This window comes from Halomonas sp. (assembly GCF_029263665.1).
In the GTDB taxonomy this organism is placed as follows: Bacteria; Pseudomonadota; Gammaproteobacteria; order Pseudomonadales; family Halomonadaceae; genus Halomonas.
In genome coordinates, this window is record NZ_JAJUFQ010000011.1 from 97,880 (window position 1) to 116,856 (window position 18,977).

At 57.8% G+C, this 18,977-nt stretch carries 17 protein-coding genes; 4 read left to right on the forward strand and 13 right to left on the reverse strand.

Going from position 1 to position 18,977, the window contains the following annotated elements:
- Window positions 1-30: 30 nt before the first annotated feature.
- From Q1K07_RS12645 to ffh, 11 genes are all read right to left on the reverse strand, one after another.
- Entirely contained in the window at window positions 31-1,827 is a 1,797-nt protein-coding gene (locus Q1K07_RS12645; protein WP_300311317.1) for a DHH family phosphoesterase, read from the reverse strand.
- Between the two features lie 180 nt (window positions 1,828-2,007).
- Window positions 2,008-2,625, reverse strand: a complete 618-nt coding sequence (locus Q1K07_RS12650) for a glutathione S-transferase (protein WP_300311319.1) — start codon at window positions 2,623-2,625, stop codon at window positions 2,008-2,010.
- A gap of 66 nt (window positions 2,626-2,691) precedes the next feature.
- Window positions 2,692-4,083, reverse strand: coding sequence for a threonine synthase (thrC, locus tag Q1K07_RS12655; protein WP_300311321.1), 1,392 nt, complete (start codon window positions 4,081-4,083; stop codon window positions 2,692-2,694).
- Between the two features lie 75 nt (window positions 4,084-4,158).
- A complete protein-coding gene (locus Q1K07_RS12660; protein WP_300311323.1) occupies window positions 4,159-5,475 on the reverse strand; it encodes a homoserine dehydrogenase in 1,317 nt (438 codons plus the stop codon).
- 118 nt (window positions 5,476-5,593) lie between these two features.
- Entirely contained in the window at window positions 5,594-6,331 is a 738-nt protein-coding gene (locus Q1K07_RS12665) for a DsbC family protein (protein WP_300311325.1), read from the reverse strand.
- A gap of 3 nt (window positions 6,332-6,334) precedes the next feature.
- A complete protein-coding gene (xerD, locus tag Q1K07_RS12670) occupies window positions 6,335-7,237 on the reverse strand; it encodes a site-specific tyrosine recombinase XerD (RefSeq protein ID WP_300311327.1) in 903 nt (300 codons plus the stop codon).
- A gap of 166 nt (window positions 7,238-7,403) precedes the next feature.
- Window positions 7,404-7,760, reverse strand: coding sequence for a 50S ribosomal protein L19 (rplS, locus tag Q1K07_RS12675; protein WP_149286447.1), 357 nt, complete (start codon window positions 7,758-7,760; stop codon window positions 7,404-7,406).
- 124 nt (window positions 7,761-7,884) lie between these two features.
- Window positions 7,885-8,679, reverse strand: a complete 795-nt coding sequence (gene trmD / locus Q1K07_RS12680; protein ID WP_300311330.1) for a tRNA (guanosine(37)-N1)-methyltransferase TrmD — start codon at window positions 8,677-8,679, stop codon at window positions 7,885-7,887.
- 38 nt (window positions 8,680-8,717) lie between these two features.
- Window positions 8,718-9,260 (reverse strand): ribosome maturation factor RimM, encoded by a 543-nt coding sequence (gene rimM, locus Q1K07_RS12685; RefSeq protein WP_300311332.1) that lies wholly within the window; start codon window positions 9,258-9,260, stop codon window positions 8,718-8,720.
- Between the two features lie 147 nt (window positions 9,261-9,407).
- Window positions 9,408-9,656: a 30S ribosomal protein S16 gene (gene rpsP / locus Q1K07_RS12690; RefSeq protein WP_300311334.1), complete on the reverse strand. Its 249-nt coding sequence runs from the start codon at window positions 9,654-9,656 to the stop codon at window positions 9,408-9,410.
- Window positions 9,657-9,915: 259 nt separating this feature from the next.
- Window positions 9,916-11,301 carry a signal recognition particle protein gene (gene ffh / locus Q1K07_RS12695; protein ID WP_300311336.1) on the reverse strand — a complete coding sequence of 462 codons (1,386 nt, stop codon included), beginning with the start codon at window positions 11,299-11,301 and terminating at the stop codon, window positions 9,916-9,918.
- 166 nt (window positions 11,302-11,467) lie between these two features.
- On the opposite strand from ffh, the gene ccsA reads away from it, so the two are divergent.
- Both ccsA and Q1K07_RS12705 read left to right on the forward strand, forming a co-directional pair.
- Window positions 11,468-12,268, forward strand: coding sequence for a cytochrome c biogenesis protein CcsA (gene ccsA / locus Q1K07_RS12700; protein WP_300311338.1), 801 nt, complete (start codon window positions 11,468-11,470; stop codon window positions 12,266-12,268).
- A gap of 100 nt (window positions 12,269-12,368) precedes the next feature.
- Window positions 12,369-13,664: an HlyC/CorC family transporter gene (locus Q1K07_RS12705; RefSeq protein WP_300311340.1), complete on the forward strand. Its 1,296-nt coding sequence runs from the start codon at window positions 12,369-12,371 to the stop codon at window positions 13,662-13,664.
- 86 nt (window positions 13,665-13,750) lie between these two features.
- Here Q1K07_RS12705 and Q1K07_RS12710 read toward each other — a convergent pair whose 3' ends face one another.
- Both Q1K07_RS12710 and Q1K07_RS12715 read right to left on the reverse strand, forming a co-directional pair.
- Window positions 13,751-14,359, reverse strand: a complete 609-nt coding sequence (locus Q1K07_RS12710) for a 1-acyl-sn-glycerol-3-phosphate acyltransferase (RefSeq protein ID WP_300311342.1) — start codon at window positions 14,357-14,359, stop codon at window positions 13,751-13,753.
- A gap of 89 nt (window positions 14,360-14,448) precedes the next feature.
- A complete protein-coding gene (locus tag Q1K07_RS12715; protein ID WP_300311344.1) occupies window positions 14,449-15,069 on the reverse strand; it encodes a TetR-like C-terminal domain-containing protein in 621 nt (206 codons plus the stop codon).
- A 234-nt stretch (window positions 15,070-15,303) separates the two neighbouring features.
- Between Q1K07_RS12715 and Q1K07_RS12720 the strand changes: the two genes are divergently transcribed.
- Both Q1K07_RS12720 and Q1K07_RS12725 read left to right on the forward strand, forming a co-directional pair.
- A complete protein-coding gene (locus Q1K07_RS12720) occupies window positions 15,304-15,990 on the forward strand; it encodes an SOS response-associated peptidase (RefSeq protein ID WP_300311346.1) in 687 nt (228 codons plus the stop codon).
- On the forward strand, window positions 15,990-18,917 hold the full coding sequence (locus Q1K07_RS12725) for an insulinase family protein (protein ID WP_300311348.1): 2,928 nt from the start codon (window positions 15,990-15,992) through the stop codon (window positions 18,915-18,917). The genes Q1K07_RS12720 and Q1K07_RS12725 overlap by 1 nt, the downstream gene beginning before the upstream one ends.
- The last annotated feature ends 60 nt before the right edge of the window (window positions 18,918-18,977 follow it).

An 18,977-nucleotide genomic window follows, 5' to 3' on the forward strand; every position in this document is an offset into this window, starting at 1 on the left:
TGCCAAGGCTATCAGTACTGGCTACCTGCACTAGCAGGTCTCGCCATGCTCGATCATCAGTTGCAAGGACTCACGACCACGGTATCGGTTGCGATTGAGCTTGTAGGCGCAGCGCAAGGTGTCACCTTCCGAGAAGGATGGCAGTTCGCCTGGCACCAATGCTCGGAACCAGATGGCCTTCCAGCTCATCCGCCCCTGAGACAATTCCATCATCAAATGGCTGCCATCCCCCACTGGCCGCAATCGCTCAATGATAAACTCGCCTTCGAACAAGGGAGATTCGAATTCTCTCCCGTAGGGACCCAGAGCTTCGATTTCATCCAGGGTGGCAAGATCCAGCTGAGCGATGCTCAGCTCACCATCGGTATATATCCTGGGAGCCAGTTCAATGCCCTCCAGTTGCTCCCCGACTGCCTGGAGAAAGGCCCGGCGGAAGTCGTCGAGGCATGGCAAGGGAACGCCGACACCCGCAGCGCCACGATGCCCACCAAAGCGCGGCAATGCCTCCGGCGCCAGTTCATGGGTACGCTGCAAGGCATCGCGCAGATGAAGCTGCTCTATCGAGCGGCCAGAACCTGTCAGCATGCCAACCTCGGCAGCGGGTGTCAGAACCAGCGTAGGCCGCCCATAGGCCTGCACCAGGCGCGAAGCCACGATCCCCTGCACACCAGGATGTCCATCTTCCAGATACACCACGATAGCTGGCGCATCCTCGAGCAATGCAGATTTCGCCAGGACCTTGGCATTTTCGACCATATCAGCTTCGATGGCCTTGCGCGCCTGGTTATCATCATCCAGTACAGCCAGATGCCTGTGAGCGACATCATCACTGCCAGCCAGCATGAAGTGTAGCGCAGCATAAGGGTCGTCCAGGCGAGAACGGGCATTGATACGCGGGCCCATCTGGAAACCCAGCGTCTCCGCATTGAAGGGGACACTATCTGCCCCCAGTCGTTCAGCCATGGCTCGCCAGCAGGGCTCATTCATGCGATTGATCAACGTCAGGCCATGGCGCACCACCGCTCGATTGATGGCACTGCCTCCCAGGGAGACACAGTCGGCCACGGTGCCAAGGGCCACATAAGACAGCCAGGGAGAAAGCTTGGGCGTATCCGCTTCTAGCCCCCCTTGCTCGATCAGGGTTGCTCGGGCCAGCGACATCACCAACCAGGCCACCATGCAACCGGCAATCGTGGCATCCGGATAGCCGCAGTCACTGCGAGTCGGATTGACGGTCGCATATGCAGAAGGAGGAGGCCCCTCGATGGGCAGCGCATGATGATCACTGACCACGACATCAATCCCGGCCTGCTTGAGCCGAGCGATACGAGGTTCATCGGATGAGCCACAGTCGGCAGTGATGACCAGGGTGGGACGTGGAGACAATTTCAGGGTACGTTCCACCAGCGGCATGCTGATGCCATAACCATCATGGATACGATGGCCGATCAAGCTATGCAGACGCTGCTGAGGTACGCCGAATAATTCGTTGAGCGTACGCCGAATCACCACATGGGAAGTGATGCCATCCACATCGTAGTCGGTGAGAATGCCAATATGCTCGCCTTCCGCTACCGCCCGAGCAATGCGCTCGGCCGCCCGAGAGCCATCTGCCAATCGTTCAGGGTGTGCCAGATGACGCAGACCGGGATCCACCAAGGGCTCAATATCACCGTCATAATCACGCAAGCGCCCCGCTAGTATTCGAGCCTGCAGCTCCGTCAACCCCGCCGCCACAGCACGCTGATAGAGCGCCTCATTACATGGACGAGCAAGAATCAAGGGACGCGAAAAGGTCTCATTCCCTGCGACAGGCAAAGATGACATGGGGTTCTCTCTGGGAATGGAATTCAAGCCGTAAGCCGTAAGCCGTAAGCCGTAAGCCGTAAGCCGCAATCGTCGAGTAGCGAGTTGTCCAGCGCCACTCCCTGGATCACAGACAAGAGACCGGGTTCGGGATACTTGAAACTTACAGCTTACAGCTCGCGCCGCATGGCGGCGCGTCACTCAGGTCAGCGGCAGCATGACATGCGTCTGGTAACCAGGACGCTGCGTCAGGCGTTGATACCAGGCTTCCAGATGCGGCAGCTCAGGGCGTTCGATATCCATGTTGAACCAGCCGTAGGCATAACACCCCATGGGAATATCGCCAATGGCAAACTCATTGCCGGACAACCACTCCTGCTCGGCCAGCACATGGTCGACGACAGCCAGCTTCTCACCGGTGACAGCAAGACCCCGGGCCATGGCAGCATGGTCACGAGTCTCCTCAGTCTTGCGTACCTTGTTCTGGAAAAGATCGCGGAAAGGACCGGACAAGGTGGACAGGACCCAGTCCATCCACATGTCGCTGCGCGCCAGGCTGGCTGGGCTGTGGCTACCCAGCTTGCCATCACCATAGGTGGCCAGCAGATAACGCAGAATGGCGTTGGACTCCCATACAACCAACTCGCCATCTTCCAGAACAGGAATCAGACGGTTGGGATTCAGCGCCTGATACTCCGTACTGTCGAGGCCTCCGAAGGGGCCTCCCATATCCGCGCGCTCCAGCTGCAAGCCAAGCTCATGAGCGCACCACATGACCTTCTTGACGTTGACCGAGTTATTACGACCGAGCAGACGCATCGACAACCTCCCTTGTCCTTGAAGCAAGCACCCAAGTCTTGGAACACCCATCAAACGCGGTACTGGTCAGCTGCGACGATGCTCGGCGACATAGGCCTGTACCGCACCGAGTTCCGCTGGCAATACACTATAGCGCTCTTCCCGCTCCAGCAGGTCTTCCATATGTGGCGGCAGAGGCACGCCTGGGAATCCGGCCTTGACCACTGCCTCGGCAAACTTGGCGGGATGAGCCGTTGCCAGCGTGATCATCGGCGTAGCAGTATCGCTGCGCTCGCGCTCCGCTGCACGGTACCCCGTAGCGGTATGCGGGTCGAGAATTTCCTGAGTCCGGTGATGCGCTTCACGAATCACTTCGAGAATGGTGGCATCATCGATGCTATGGCTGGAAAACTTGCCACGCAGGCGCGCCAGCGGAGCCTCTGCCAGCACTGTCGGTTCATTCTGGAAACGCATCAACAGTTCAGCAACGGCATTGCCATCACGCTCGTAGGCTTCGAACAACAGGCGCTCGAAGTTGGACGACACCACGATATCCATGGAGGGCGCCAGGGTCGCCAGCAGTTCCTTCTTGGAGAAATCATTGTCGGCCAGGGTGCGATGAAGGATGTCATTGGCATTGGTGGCAATGATGAATTGCTTGACCGGCAACCCCATGCGGTGGGCCACATAACCGGCAAATACGTTGCCGAAGTTGGCCGAAGGGACACAGAAGCTGACTTCGCGTTGGGGAGCGCCGACCGCGACAGCTGATGCCACGTAGTACACCACCTGGGCCATGATCCGTGCCCAGTTGATGGAGTTCACTGCGACCAGGCGGGTGCCGTTGAGGAAACTCTGGTCGGCGAAACTGGCCTTGACCATGGCCTGGGCATCATCGAAGTTGCCCTCGATGGCAATGTTGAAGACATTGTCCGCCAGCACGGAAGTCATCTGGCGCCGCTGCACTTCCGATACTCGGTTATGCGGGTGGAGGATGAAGATGTCGAGATTGTCGCAGTGACGGCAACCCTCGATGGCAGCAGAGCCGGTGTCACCAGAGGTTGCGCCCATGATCACCGCACGCTCGCCACGCTTCTTCAAGAAGTGGTCGAGAATACGGCCGAGCAGCTGCAAGGCAACATCCTTGAATGCCAAGGTCGGGCCATGGAACAGCTCGAGCAGGAAGTGGTTGGCATCCAACTGGTTCAATGGCACTACGGCATCATGGCTGAACGTGGCATAAGCATCTTCGATCAGGCCACGCAGGGTGGCATCATCGATTTCGCCGCCAACAAAGGGTTTCATCACCCGGAAGGCGATCTCGGCATAGGACAGACCGGCCATCTCGGCAAGGTCTTCCTTGCTCAGGGTCGGAAAGGTCTCAGGCACATAGAGACCGCCATCGGATGCCATGCCGGTGAGCACAACGTCCTCGAAGGAAAGTGCAGGCGCCTGCCCGCGAGTGCTGATATAACGCATCTTGTCTTCCTTGCTGCGGCAGGTGGCCGCGGCCTATGAATCCAGCGAAGGTGACGCCATCGGCGTCACCGGGCTTCAGTCCTGTTCGTCGAGACTTTCCACGCGGATACGAGTGACGGAACCCGCGATATCGGCCAGAGCTTCGATACGGCGAATGGCCTCGTTCATGTGCTTTTCCAGCGTACGATGGGTCAGCAGGATGATCGGCACCAGCTCACCCTCGGTTGCCTCCTGCTGGATCAACGCTTCGATGGAGATACCTTCCTCGGAAAGGATCGTGGCGACACGTGCCAACACACCCGGCCGATCCACGGCCAGCAGGCGCAGGTAATAGGCCGTGGTGATATCTTCCATGGGCATGATCGGCAACGAGTCACAGTCACCGTCGACGCCACTGAAGGCCAGATAGGGCGTACGATAACGGTGCTCGGTGGAAATATCACGAGCCACATCAAGCAGGTCAGCCACCACCGCAGAAGCTGTCGGCTCAGCGCCGGCACCCGCACCATAGTAGAGCGTCGGACCCACCGCATCGCCCATCACAGCGATGGCATTCTTGACCCCATGAACATTGGCCAGCAGGCGCTCCTTGGGAATCAAGGTCGGATGAACGCGCAGTTCCAGACCATGATCAGTACGTTTGGAGATTCCCAGGTGCTTGATGATGTAGCCCAGATTGTCAGCCTGCTCGACATCTTCCGCAGTGACTCGAGAAATGCCTTCGGTGTAGGCCTTGTCGAACTGAAGCGGAACACCATAGGCCAGTGAGGCCAGAATGGTCAGCTTGTGGGCAGCATCGATGCCTTCGACATCGAAGGTTGGGTCTGCCTCGGCATATCCCAGCGCCTGGGCCTCGGCCAGTACGTCCTCGAAGGTTCTCCCCTCATCACGCATGTGAGTGAGGATGTAGTTGCCGGTGCCATTGATGATACCGGCAACCCAACTGATACGGTTGGCACCAAGCCCTTCACGCAAGGACTTGATCACCGGAATCCCTCCGGCCACCGCAGCCTCGAAAGCCACGATGACGCCCTTCTTGTGAGCTGCCTTGAATATCTCGTTGCCGTGGACGGCAATCAGTGCCTTGTTGGCCGTCACCACATGCTTGCCATTTTCGATGGCAGTGAGCACCAGATCACGAGCCACATCGTAACCACCGATCAGTTCCACTACGACATCCACGTTGGGATTGGACGCCACGGCAAAGATATCGTTGGTGGTATTAATACCGGTGAGGTCGCATTCAGGGTTGGGACGACGATGAGCAACCTGCTCAATCACAATGGGCCGCCCGGCACGCCGCGCAATCTCATCAGCATTACGTGTCAGGACATTGAAGGTTCCGCCTCCGACGGTACCCAGGCCACAGATTCCCACTCTCACCGGTTTCAAGATGTTTCTCCCTCAATTGGTTGTTTCTGCCTACGGCAGGTGTCACAGCAAATGTCCCTCGAGGACATGGCCTGGGTGCAGATCCCAGGCTCTTTTGTCGTATGAAACGCTATCAGTGTCAGCTCTTGACGCCCAGCATGCCTGCCAGGCGATCAGCAGGCACATAACCTGGCACCAGACGACCGTCGGGCAGCACGATGGCAGGTGTCCCCTGCACACCCATTTCCAATCCCAGGCGATATTGCTGCTCCACGGGATTGTCGCAGCTTGCCGCCTCTTCAGGAACCTCTCCCTGCTTCGCTGCGGTCAAAGCTTCCGTGCGATTGTCGGAGCACCATACTCGAGTCAGTTCACGAGCTCCTTCGCTGAGCATGCCGCCTCTCGGGAAAGCCAGGTAATTGACCTGAATGCCCATTTCATTGAGCTTGGGGACTTCCTCGTGGAACTTACGGCAATACGGGCAGGTTGTGTCAGTGAACACATGAATCACCGCCTTGGGTTCATCTGCCCCTCGGTAAATGACCTGATCGTCGTCCGCAATGGCAGTCAGCCTGTCGGCGCGGCGCTCGTTACGCTTTTTTTCGGACAGATTGACCAGGCCTTCGGGGCCATTCTCATACAGATCACCAAGCAGGAAATAGCTGCCTTCAGAGTCGGTGTAGAAAGACTCGCCACTGGTAAGATGAACCTCATAGAGGCCTTCCATGGGAGACTCGAGCACTTCCTCGACCGGCATCTCCTTGCCGTCAACCTCGAGATTCTGCAGCTTGGAGGGCACGGCAGCCTGGGCCAAGCCTGCACAGGACATCGAGATGGCCAGGGTCATGGCGGCCATAGCGGGAAGAGTACGATTCATAGATCAGCCTCGAGGATGATGGTCGGCATGCAGGGCTTCCAATCTGGCCTGCGCCACATGTGTGTATATCTGGGTTGTCGAAAGGTCAGCATGTCCCAGCAGCAACTGTACGACACGCAAGTTCGCCCCATGATTCAATAAATGAGTGGCGAATGCATGCCGCAGAGTGTGCGGCGATAATGGGCGGTCAATGCCGGCCACCTTGGCGTAATGCTTGATCCGATACCAGAATGTCTGGCGAGTCATGGTCGCATCGTGGCGCCCGGGGAACAACGCCGGCCTGGTGATATCCATCATCAATGCACCACGCGCTTCACGAATGTAGCGCTCAAGCCAGTGGGAAGCCTCTTCACCAAGCGGCACCAGCCGATCCTTTTCGCCCTTGCCGCGCACCCGGACCACCCCCTGACGCAAATTGACGGCATCAGTGGTCAGTCCGACCAGTTCACTGACCCGCAACCCGGCACCATAGAGGACTTCCAACATGGCCCGGTCGCGCATGCCAATGGCAGTATCCAGCTCCGGGGCTGCCAACAAGCGCTCGACTTCCTGCTCCTCGAGCGTATCCGGTAACGACGGCCTGACCCGTGGTAGCTTGATCCCGGTCAGCGGATCCTCAGTGATACACCCTTCTGACAGTGCCCAGCGATAAAAACGCCTGAGGCTTGCCAGCAGGCGCACGTTGCTGCGCAATTGGTAACCATTGTCCCTGCGCTCACTCAGCCATCGCGGCAATAGAGACTCATCCGGGCTCAGCAGTTCCCCACCCTGCTGCTCAACCAGATAAGCTGCCCAGGCATTCAGATCGTGCCGATAGGCTGACAGAGTATGCTCGCTGGCACCTTGTTCAAGCCATAAAGCGTCGAGAAAGGTATCGATCAGAGCATCAGCTGTTTGCTGGGTCATCAACTATCGCCTTGGCATTCCCCGGCTCCATGACAAGACACCCCGCCCCGCAGAGAGCGGTGACGGGGTGTCAATCAAAGCAGCATGAAACCCTGATATGAGTGGAGTACCAGATGCATCAGCATGACGCCATGAGGCGCCCCTCCCAATCAGGCATTCAGCAGCCTTAAGCCAGCTTTTCCTTGATGCGCGCAGACTTACCGCTACGCTCACGCAGGTAGTACAGCTTGGCCTGACGCACGTCACCACGACGCTTGACAGCAATGGAGTCAACCAGCGGGCTGTAAGTCTGGAAAGTACGCTCAACGCCGACACCGTGAGAAATCTTGCGCACGGTGAAAGCGGAGTTCAGGCCGCGATTACGCTTGCCGATGACCACGCCTTCGAAGGCCTGCAGGCGCTCACGGTTACCTTCCTTGACCTTGACCTGAACGACAATGGTGTCGCCCGGAGCGAAGTCAGGTACCTGCTTGCTCATCTGCTCGGCTTCGAGTGCCTGGATCACCTTGTTCTTGCTGCTCATATCGTCAAACTCCTGAAAATGTTGTGACTCACCGATCGATAGTGGATGCCGGTGGGTCGTGATCCCGGCACTCGCAGCACGAGAGCGGGTCGGTTTGTGACGCAAATCCGCAGAAACCCGAGACTCAGGACGGCCCTGTTTCCGAGGAAGCGGATTGCACCTCCGCCTGATCGGCGTATTCGTCCATGAACTCTTTCAACAACGCTTGCTGTTCCGGTACCAGTTCCCTGCCTTCCAGCAAGTCCGGCCGACGCAACCAGGTGCGCCCTAGAGACTGCTTCATGCGCCATCGGCGAATATTGCCATGATGACCACTGAGCAAGACTTCCGGAACCCGCCGCCCATCGATCACCTCCGGGCGCGTATAGTGCGGGCAATCCAGCAACCCATCATTGAACGAGTCCTCGACCGCGGAATCCTGATGCCCCAATACGCCAGGCACCAACCTTGCCGCCGTGTCGATCAGAACCATGGCCGGCAGCTCACCGCCGCTGAGCACATAGTCTCCAATGGACCATTCTTCATCGATATCCGCTTCTACCACACGTTCATCGATGCCTTCATAACGTCCAGCCACCACGACAAGAGGCGGACCTGAAGCCAGCTTCTGCGCTCCCTTCTGATCAAGCCTGCGCCCCTGGGGGGACAGGTAGATCACTCGCGGCCGCTGACCAGTGGCCTGCTCGGCACGCGCACGGGCGTCATGAATGGCGCTGCGCAGGGTGTCAACCTTCATCAACATACCGGGGCCTCCGCCATAGGGGCGATCATCCACAGTACGATGACGGTCAGTGGCATAGTCCCTGGGATTCCAGAACTCCACCGTCACCTGGCCTTTCTCGACCGCTCTCCCGGTAACGCCGTGGCAAGTAATCGCCTCGAACATCTCGGGAAACAGTGACACTACACCAATCCACACAGCACTAGTCTCCTGTCGGTACTACCGATGACCCAGCATCAAAAATCTGGATCCCAGTCGACCAGCATCTCCCCCGCGTCCAGATCGACATGCTTGACCACATCGTCGGGCAAGAAGGGAAGCAGACGCTCACGATCATCCGGGGCACCCTCGCCCTTGACGACCATGACATCATTGGCACCGGTCTCGAACAGGTAGGCCAAATGCCCGAGGCACATACCTTCCAGCGTGATGACCTTGAGGCCTTCCAACTGATGCCAGTAGTACTCGCCACTGTCGAGCTGAGGCAATGCCTCCTTGGGCAACAGAATTTCCGCACCGGCCATGGCTTCGGCCTGACTACGATCATCGATGCCCTGAAGACAAGCCACCAGACCTCGCCCTTGGCGACGGCCCTGCTTGAGACGATGGTGTGAAACCTCTCCATCACGGCGGAGCACCCACTCGGCATAATCGAGAATGCCTTCCATGGGGGAGGTATACGAATACACCTTCATCCAGCCCTTGATGCCATAAGGACTGGTCAGCTTGCCTAACACGACGTAGTCGTCGGCCGATTGGCGCACAGCGCTTTGGCTCATTGGCGACTCCATGACTCCTGCTGACGACAAACTGATTCACACCTTCTGGAAACACTGGCAACGCATACCGTCAGCCTATTTCCAGTTACCTTACTGCCTGGTGACATTCAACAGGCTTCGCTGTGTGTCACCTCGACCTGGATGAACTCAGGCCTGCTTGCGTGCTTCCTTGACCAGCTCAGCGACGCGACCAGACAGCTGGGCGCCCTGGGACTGCCAATGAGCAACGCGATCCAGGTCGACGCGCAGACGCTCTTCCTGACCACGGGCAACAGGATTGAAGAAACCCAGACGCTCGATGAAACGGCCGTCACGGGAGTTGCGGGAGTCGGTCACGGTCAGGTGGTAGAAGGGACGCTTCTTGGCGCCACCACGTGCCAGACGAATGGTAACCATACGTTGACTGTCCTTCGGTTGAACTACGATTGATAACAGCGCATATGATGACGAAAACATCAGCATCAGTGTGCGCTCACGACACGACAAGGGCCGCGAAAAACACGGTCCTTCCAGTGAAGAGGCGGTATTTTACGGAAAAGCAGCCATCATGGGAACCTTTTTCCGCCCATCCGTGCAAGACACGGACAATAAAGGCCCCCTCCACCGCCGCCCTTGGTGATCAGGATACAGCGCATCTCAAGGACTTACCCTCGGCTCAGCGCCAGGGCATCCCCCCAGGCCCGCCCATGCCACCGCCGGGGCCCATCATGCCAGACATGCCACGCATCATCTTCTGCATGCCGCCTTTCTTGCCTGCCTTCTTCATCATTTTCTGCATCTGCTTGTGCTGCTTGAGCAGACGATTGAGGTCCGGCACCTGCAGGCCTGCACCCGCCGCGATACGGCGCTTGCGTGAACCATTGATGATGTCCGGTTGGTGGCGTTCAGCAGGCGTCATGGAATTGATCAATGCTTCAAGCTTGCCCAGCTCCTTCTCGGGACCCGGCCCCTGAGCCAGTTCAGCCATCTGCCCCATGCCCGGCAACTTGCCAAGCAGCCCCCCCATGCCTCCCATTTTCTTGAGTTGCTGGAGCTGTTCACGGAAGTCCTCAAGGTCAAAGCCTTGTCCTTTCTTGACCTTCTGCGCCAGCTTCTGGGCTTTTTGCTTGTCGACGGTGCGCTCGGCTTCCTCGATCAGGGAGAGCACATCGCCCATGCCCAGAATACGCGAGGCCACACGATCGGGGTGGAACGGCTCAAGTGCATCGACCTTTTCGCCGACACCCATGAACTTGATCGGACGTCCGGTAACATGGCGCACCGACAAGGCTGCACCGCCACGAGCATCACCATCCGCCTTGGTCAGCACCACACCTGTCAGCGGCAAGGCATCGGCAAAGGCCCGTGCCGTATTGGCAGCATCCTGACCGGTCATGGCATCGACCACGAACAGAGTCTCGGCCGGATCGATAGCCTGATGCAATGCCTTGATCTCTTCCATCATGGCCTCATCGATGGCCAGACGACCGGCGGTATCGACGATAACCACATCATGGAACTGGATCTTGGCATGCTTGATGGCTGACTCGGCAATATCCACCGGCTTCTGGTCAGAGCTCGACGGGAAGAAGTCGACTTCGACTTCCTTGGCCAGAGTTTCAAGCTGATCGATGGCTGCCGGACGGTAGACATCGGCAGAAACCACTAGGACTTTCTTCTTTTCGCGCTCGCGCAGAAAACGTGCCAGCTTGGCCACGGAAGTGGTCTTACCCGCCCCCTGCAAACCCGCCATCAGCACGACGGCAGGAGCGCCCTTGAGGCTCAGGCCTTCATTGGCCTCACCCATGGTCGCTTCCAGCTCCTGCTGAACGATCTTGACGAACTGCTGACCTGGGGACAGGCTGCGCGATACTTCCTGGCCCACAGCACGTTCACGCACCCGTTCAATGAAGACCTTGACCACTGGCAGAGACACGTCTGCCTCAAGCAACGCCTTACGCACCTCACGCAAGGTATCCTTGATATTGTCCTCGGTCAGGCGCGCCTGGCCCTTGATGGACTTCAGCGTCTGAGATAGACGCTCGCTGAGATTCTGAAACATGAACTTCTCCAACGGTGCGTGATCACGCAGCCTGAGCATTTGGGGATGAATTATACGCCTACTCGGTCCTGGGCTCCATGCGTTGGCTGTCAGCGAGAATGAGATACGTTATAGTAGGCCTTCGCAGGGCACTCCTCGATTTCAACAAGGCGCACGGACAGCAAGCATGCAGGCGTTTCCATTGGCCTTGATGGCCTTCGTCTTTTACCTGGCCGCTGCCTCATGGCAGGCTCTCACCCTATTGCGTCGCGTACCACCGCGAAGCCTTCTGGTGCGCGGCCTCGGCAGCCTGGCTGTGGCGCTGCACCTGACAGTGTCCATTGGACTGCTAATAGCAGATGGCTCATTGCTGCCTGGCTTCTCGACCAGCGCAGTATTGATAACCGGCCTCGCAGGGCTGTTGCTGTTGATCACCAGCATGTTCAAACCCGTACTGAATATTGCCGCCGCTCTTTTCCCATTCTCTGGCCTGGTGCTGCTGCTGGGCACCGAAATGCCGACACCGGCCAGCACGAACGGCATGACGCCAGGCATTGCCTTGCACGCAGCCAGCTCCGCCCTCGCCTTTGCTGTTCTAGCCATTGCAGCCCTTCAGGCAGTCCTCGTCGGCATCCAGAACAAGGCACTCAAGCATCATAGAATCCGTGGTGTGGTTCAAGCACTGCCTCCGCTGACAACCATGGAAAGAGTCTTGTTCGAGATGATCTGGGTCGGCATGGGTCTGCTGACACTTGCGATTGGTAGCGGCATCATCTTCCTTGACGACATGTTTGCCCAACACTTGGTACACAAAACTGTACTGTCGTTGCTTGCGTGGTTGGTATTCGCCACTTTGCTGATCTGTCACCATCGCCTGGGCTGGCGAGGCATGCGTGCCGTACACTGGACACTGGGCGGTTATATCGCCCTGTTACTGGCCTATTTCGGCAGCAAATTCGTGCTTGAAGTGTTGCTGACGACCAACTGACTCCTGGCCCTAAAGCATAGGCTGAGCATGGTGTTGCCTTGACAGGCTGCCATCGCCCCCCTACAAATCGAACCTCACCCGTGACCAAGGACCCGACGTCTTGAACGACGACTTCCCCCTGGGATTGCTGTTTGGCCTGCTCTTCGTGCTGATTGCACTTTCCGCCTTCTTTTCCAGTTCCGAGACCGGCATGATGTCGATCAATCGTTATCGACTGAGTCATCATGCTGGCAGAGGACAGAGCAGCGCCAAGCGCGTCATGCGCCTGTTGACCCGCCCGGACCGCTTGATCGGCGTCATCCTGATTGGCAACAACTTCGTCAACAACCTGGCAGCTTCCATCGCCACCATCATCGCCATTCACTTCTTTGGCGACGTCAGCGGACCCGCCATCTCCACCGCCACTCTTACCATTGTGGTACTGATATTCGCAGAGGTAACCCCCAAGACCTTTGCTGCGGTAAAGCCTGAGCGTATTGCCTACCCGGCCTCCATGATCCTTGAACCCTTGCTCAAGTTGCTCTATCCGCTGGTTTGGGTGGTCAACACCATTTCCAATGGATTATTACGCCTGCTTGGTATCAAGAGCATCGAGGGAGGGGCCGACAACCTGACTCGAGATGAACTGCGTACCGTCGTGCATGAAGCGGGCACCATGATTCCCCGCCGCCACCAGGGGATGCTGCTGTCCATACTCGACCTGGAAAATGTCACTGTGAATGACATCATGGTGCCGCGCCACGAGGTCGTGGGCATCGATCTGGATGACGAGCTGGACGACATTCTGACCCAGATCCGCACCAGCCAGCACACTCGCCTACCTATCTACAAGGGCGACATCAACAATATCATTGGCATGCTCCATCTGCGCAATGCTGCGCGCTTCCTGTCTCTTCCGGAGGTGACCAAGGCAGCCATTGTCCAGGAAGCTCGCGAGCCCTATTTCATCCCCGAATCCACTCCATTGCACACCCAACTGCTCAACTTCCAGACGCAGAAACGGCGTATTGGCATTGTGGTCGACGAATACGGGGATGTGGAAGGTCTGGTGACCTTGGAAGACATTCTTGAAGAGATCGTAGGCGAGTTCACCACCGATGTTGCAGCCATGGACATCGGCATGCAACCACGCCCCGATGGCAGTCACGTGATCGAGGGCACCGCCAACATCCGCGATATCAACAAGGCCTTGGGCTGGCAGTTACCCACGGATGGCCCCAAGACCATCAATGGCCTCATCCTGGAACATCTGGAGTCTTTCCCCAACGGCCCGACCTGCCTTCAGATCGGCAACATTCGTATGGAGATTCTGGAAATTCGCGACAACCTGATCACTTCAATATGTTGCTGGCCAGCCGCCGCCAGGCGACCGGTTGACGACATCAACGAGCAGTAAGCGAAAGGCGCTTCAAGAGCGAGATCCCACCTGACTTCCGGCGCCTGCATTTGAAACCTGCACAAGGGCATTGCACTGGCATGCCCTCACCGGTTGCCGGCCCATTGGTCAGCTTCAGTCTTCAGTTCCCGAACCCTCCTCTCCAGCAACTGCCGAGTAGCCAGCTCTGGCGCAACTGGCTCGCCAAAGTACAGAGCAACCCGGGCACGGAAGCGCCTGGGCCACTGAGATAAGGCTCGGCCATGACGATGGGATGTCCAGGAGCCCCATAAACCGGACATGGCAGCAGGAATCACAGGCACAGGGTCCCGTGTCAGGATCAGATCCAGACCACGACGAAACGTGTTTATTTCACCCGATGTGGTCAGGCGCCCTTCTGGAAACAGCATGACGATGTCACCATGGCGTAACGCCCTACTAACTTCATCCAGGGCGCGACGCACATTGCCTGGGTCCCGCCTGTCGGATTCCACCGGAATCGCCCCGACCATGCGAAATAGCCAATTGAGATACTTCGACTCGTAGATCGGCTTGTCCATCATGAAGCGCACCGGCCTGGGACAACCACCGCCTATCACCAAGGCATCAACAAAGCTGACGTGGTTGCACACGACCAATGCCGCACCATAGCGCGGGATATGAGAGCGCCCCCGAAAACGCAGGCGATAGAGTATATGAATGAGACCAAACACCATGCAACGCAGATGCACCGCCGGGTGACGGGAGCAGTGCCAGATGTAGGCCGTAAAAGCGAGGACGACGAGAGCCCAGAGAAAAATCGATATCACGGAGTACTGAATTTATGGGCCAAGCCCGCCAAGGTGGTATCCAATAATTGGTCCAGCAGTTCTTCAACGGCAAAGGCTCCCCCTTGCCAATAGCCGAGGCGATCATTCAGCCCCAGTTGGACCAGGCCGTGAACACTACCCCACAGCGTACGAGCCAGGCGACGGGCCTCAAGATCATCGAGGTTAGGCTCATACTCCTTGAGCGCCTCTTCCACTCTGGAAAACAAGGCCTCGATCATGTCACTCTGACGTTGGTCCAGCTCACCTTCCTGCGCCAGCGGATAATCAAACAGCAACTGCCATCGATGGGCATCCTGGCGTGCAAAGGTCCAGTAGCCCAAGGCCAGGGCCTTGAGGCGCTCGGCCGGTGGCGTCGTATCGGCCAGCAAGGGCTCGATGACACAGCGCAGACGCCCCAGGCTTTCCAGATTGACATGCTGCAACAGGTTATGGAAGCTACCGTACAGCTTGAGCAAAGTACTCGGAGCACAGCCCACATCTCGGGCCAGGGAGCGCAGTGAAAGTTCATGCACTGGCTGTTCGGCCAGCCATGCATCGCAGGCGGCCATCACCTGAGCGTGAAGCTCTTCTGGAGCATGCTGTCTGGGACGGGCCATGGGATTCCTCACACATGCTGCCATCTGTTCAGGCGGCAGTCATTTTGTCATGTTATCCTGAGGATAACTTAATCGAACAGTGTTTTCGACAGCTTATTCATTCAGCCGTTCCAATGTCGTAACTTGCATCCACTGTTACTCATTCAGTACAGCGCTTAGTGCAAAGGTTCCCTTCGAAGGCTTGGCACTCCATCATATGCTGCTCTTATTCGCCTCCGGGCAACCTGGGAAATCATGACTGGACGGCTCTACATCCCACACTCCTGCATCGAAAGCGCACTACCGGACGTGATCGCGCCAGTGGCGACGATATCCGGTGTCAATATGGCACCACGCCAGGCACTGTCAGCCATTCGACTGGAATCCAGGCGACCGACGCTTACCCAGCTTTTCTGGGGCCTGACACCTCCATGGCTCAAGGTGCTTGATCACGCACCTCATTGCGCACGAGCTGAAAGCCTGGACAAGCGCACCATGTTCCGGGAAGCCTTTCGGGCACGACGCTGCCTGATACCGGTGGCAGGCATGTATGCCTGGCGACCAGGGCCTGGCTACAAGCAACCGTACCTGATCACCCGTGCCGACCGAGGGCCATTACTGCTGGCCGCGATCTGGTGCCGATTTCACACTACGCTTTGTCATTACAACGATTCCTTTGCCCTCATCACGGTGCCATCCCCAACCTTTCTGGAACCGCTTTCTGAGCGCCTGCCAGCCATTATCACAAGTGATGATGCCGCCACATGGCTGACACCAGACAGCAACCAGAAGGTGCTTGAAGGGTTACTTAATCCGGCGCCCGGGGAACTGTTGGGCGCCTTCCCGGTATCTAGACGTGTAAACAATCCGCGTGAACAAGACCCATCATGCGCGCACCCCATTGGCAGAATGATGCGCCAGTTACCTGAACAGGAGAGCTGATGGCCGCAATATCCCCCCGGCGAGGCATCTGTGTCCTCGCCACTACGTTGTTGATGACATTGACACCCTTGGCGTCATCCTTGAGTCTGGCAGCCACGGCTTCCGAGGCCTCTCCTCCTGACGATGCCAGCGAGGCCATTGCCCAGGTTGCCCACCCCATCGTCAGCCCTCATGACACCCGGGACTATCGTGTCATAACACTGGATAATGGTCTGGAGGTCCTGCTGGTCAGCGATCCAGAGGCGGACAAGGCCGCCGCATCCATGAACGTTTCCGTGGGCAGTGCCCAGGACCCGGACGACCTGCAGGGCCTGGCCCATCTGCTTGAGCACATGCTGTTTCTGGGCACCGATGCATTCCCGGACAGTGATGCCTACCAGAGCTATATCACGCAGCATGGCGGCACTCACAACGCTTTCACTGCTTCGCAGGACACCAACTACTTCTTTGAAGTAGAACCCAAGGCCTTTTCCGGGGCTCTGGAAAGGTTCAGCCACTTTTTCATCGATCCTCTATTCAATGCTGATCGCCTGGGTAATGAGCGCCAGGTAGTACATTCCGAATATCAATCCCGCTTGCGCGACGATGGGCGCCGCGGAAATGAAGTCCTGGACACTCTGCTCAACCCTGCCAACCCTACCGTCGGCTTTTCAGTAGGCAGCACCGAGACATTGGCTGATCGTCCCAAGGGCGAACCCAGTCTGCGAGATCGCATCATCGACTTCTACCAGAACCACTATGGCGCTGGCGTCATGCACCTGGCCATTGTGGCGCCATTGCCCATGGACATGCTGACTCAACTGGTCAACGACAACTTCAGCGCCATCCCCAATCGCGACCTGGAACGGCAAGTCATTACCGAGCCACTGGTGGATGAGTCCCATCTACCACTGGCAGTAGAGTTCAAGTCACTTCGCGATAGTCGCCTGGTGAGCTTCATGTTCCCCGTGCCAGACTCGATTCTTACCTATCGGACCAAACCTGCCAGCTACATCGCCAATCTGCTAGGTCACGAAGGGCCTGGCAGCCTGCTCAGTCGGCTGCGTGAAGAAGGCTGGGCAGATGCTCTGTCCGCAGGCGTCGCCCACGGAGATGGCCAGCATGCGCTGTTTTCCGTGGATGTCAGCCTGACGCCGGAAGGCGCCAAGCATATTGATAGTATCCAGGCCAGCCTGTTTGCCACTGTCGACCTGATTCGCAATCAGGGCATTAGCGAAGCCCGCTATGACGAGCAGGCCAGCCTGTCCGAGCAAGCCTTCCAGTTCCAGCAGCATGGCGGCGCCATGAATGAAGCCACGCGCTTGTCCATGAGTCTGACGCTTTATCCTCTCAAGGATGTCAACCGTGCAGGCTTTCGCATGGATGGCCTCGACAAGTCCGAGGTGGAAGACCTGCTCGACGACCTTCGCCCAGAGCGCATGCTGCGCCTGTACAGCGGCCCGGAGGTGGAAAGCGAGCAGCGCACCACCTACTACAACGTTCCCTGGAAGGAAGTATCTCCGGGCATCAGGGCCGCAGATCCCCTGGATGGCCTGGCCTTGCCCGAACCCAACCCCTTCATCGCCCAGGACCTGAGCCTTCTCGATGCCCACCAGGAACGTCCAGAGGTATTGGTCGACACAGATCAGGCGGATGTCTGGTTCAAGGCCGATAATGAGTTCGATACTCCAGAAGTCTCCTGGCGCTTCAGTTTGCAGAACCCACAAGCCAGTCAGACGCCACGACAGGCAGTGCTCACTCAATTGCTGGCCGGCTGGCTCAATGACAGCCTCAATGAGCACTTGTATGCGGCTCGTCTAGCAGGCCAAGGCTATGACGCTTATGCCCACGCTCGCGGTATGACCTTGTCGTTCAATGGCTGGCGCGACCGCCAGGACAAGGTCATCGACGCGGTGCTGGAACAGCTCCAGCATGGCAAGATCGACGATGACAGCGTTGCTCGAGTCCGCTATGGCCTGTCACGTGGCTGGCGCAATGCGCCTCAGGACCCGCTCTATTACCAGGGCCAACGCATCCTGACCGAGACACTGATGAGCCCTCAGTGGTCCCCCAGAGCACAGCTCAAGGCCCTGGAAGGCATTGATGCCGACGATCTGCGCAAGTATCGAGACAGCTTTCTTGCCAACCTCCACCTGCAAGCATTGGCTGTAGGCAATGCGGATGCAGATCTGGTCCAGAAGGAAGCCGAGCAAGTCATCTCGGCCCTTTCTCCGCAACTGGCAGCTGACGAGATTCCTGATCTGGAAGTGCTCCAGGCAGATAATCTCGCGACGCTGACCCCCGATTCCAGTCGCGAGGAGTCCCTGTTACTGCGTTACCTCCAGGGCCTGGACCAGTCCATCGAAACCCAGGCTCGAGTGGCCGTATTGGGCAAGCTGCTGGAGACACCGTTCTATCAGCGTCTGCGCACAGAACAACAGCTGGGTTATGTCGTCAGTGCGGGTTACTCTCCTTTGCTGAGAGCTCCAGGCATCAGCCTGCTGGTGCAATCGCCGACAACCCGTAGCGAAGAGCTGACCAAGCATGTCGCCGCCTTCCTGTCAGGCGTTCCGGAATACCTGAGCGAACTCAAGGATGACGAGTTGGCCACTTATCGTCAGGCAGTGCATGACAGCGTCGTCCAGCGCGACACTAGCCTGGGAGAGCGAGCCAACCGCCTATGGAATGAACTTTCCTTCGGCGACACGGCCTTCGATCGCCGCGAGCGTCTGGCCAAGGCTGTGCTCGACGTTACTCCCGACGAGTTGACAGCAACCTGGTCGACCCTGGATCAGCATGTTGTCGATGTCGCCTTTGATCCTGGCGCCAAGCCCAGCGATACCCGAGACCTCAAGGCCCAGCTCCCGGTATTGCCGGAGGATGACGATGGCATGCCCACCAAGGATGATGAGAAAACAGCGGAGGCTCAGCCCGCTAATCATCAATAGATTCTTGCCATCGCTTCTTGTAGCGAAACGCCCGGCCAATGGCCGGGCGTTTCGCTACAG

Bases quoted from the DNA above. Each gene is read 5' to 3' on its own strand.
- Q1K07_RS12645 (WP_300311317.1), bottom strand. From the start codon at position 1,827: ATGTCATCTTTGCCTGTCGCAGGGAATGAGACCTTTTCGCGTCCCTTG.
- Q1K07_RS12650 (WP_300311319.1), bottom strand. From the start codon at position 2,625: ATGCGTCTGCTCGGTCGTAATAACTCGGTCAACGTCAAGAAGGTCATG.
- thrC (WP_300311321.1), bottom strand. From the start codon at position 4,083: ATGCGTTATATCAGCACTCGCGGGCAGGCGCCTGCACTTTCCTTCGAG.
- Q1K07_RS12665 (WP_300311325.1), bottom strand. From the start codon at position 6,331: ATGAATCGTACTCTTCCCGCTATGGCCGCCATGACCCTGGCCATCTCG.
- xerD (WP_300311327.1), bottom strand. From the start codon at position 7,237: ATGACCCAGCAAACAGCTGATGCTCTGATCGATACCTTTCTCGACGCT.
- rplS (WP_149286447.1), bottom strand. From the start codon at position 7,760: ATGAGCAGCAAGAACAAGGTGATCCAGGCACTCGAAGCCGAGCAGATG.
- rimM (WP_300311332.1), bottom strand. From the start codon at position 9,260: ATGAGCCAAAGCGCTGTGCGCCAATCGGCCGACGACTACGTCGTGTTA.
- rpsP (WP_300311334.1), bottom strand. From the start codon at position 9,656: ATGGTTACCATTCGTCTGGCACGTGGTGGCGCCAAGAAGCGTCCCTTC.
- ffh (WP_300311336.1), bottom strand. From the start codon at position 11,301: ATGTTTCAGAATCTCAGCGAGCGTCTATCTCAGACGCTGAAGTCCATC.
- ccsA (WP_300311338.1), top strand. From the start codon at position 11,468: ATGCAGGCGTTTCCATTGGCCTTGATGGCCTTCGTCTTTTACCTGGCC.
- Q1K07_RS12710 (WP_300311342.1), bottom strand. From the start codon at position 14,359: ATGGTGTTTGGTCTCATTCATATACTCTATCGCCTGCGTTTTCGGGGG.
- Q1K07_RS12715 (WP_300311344.1), bottom strand. From the start codon at position 15,069: ATGGCCCGTCCCAGACAGCATGCTCCAGAAGAGCTTCACGCTCAGGTG.
- Q1K07_RS12720 (WP_300311346.1), top strand. From the start codon at position 15,304: ATGACTGGACGGCTCTACATCCCACACTCCTGCATCGAAAGCGCACTA.
- Q1K07_RS12725 (WP_300311348.1), top strand. From the start codon at position 15,990: ATGGCCGCAATATCCCCCCGGCGAGGCATCTGTGTCCTCGCCACTACG.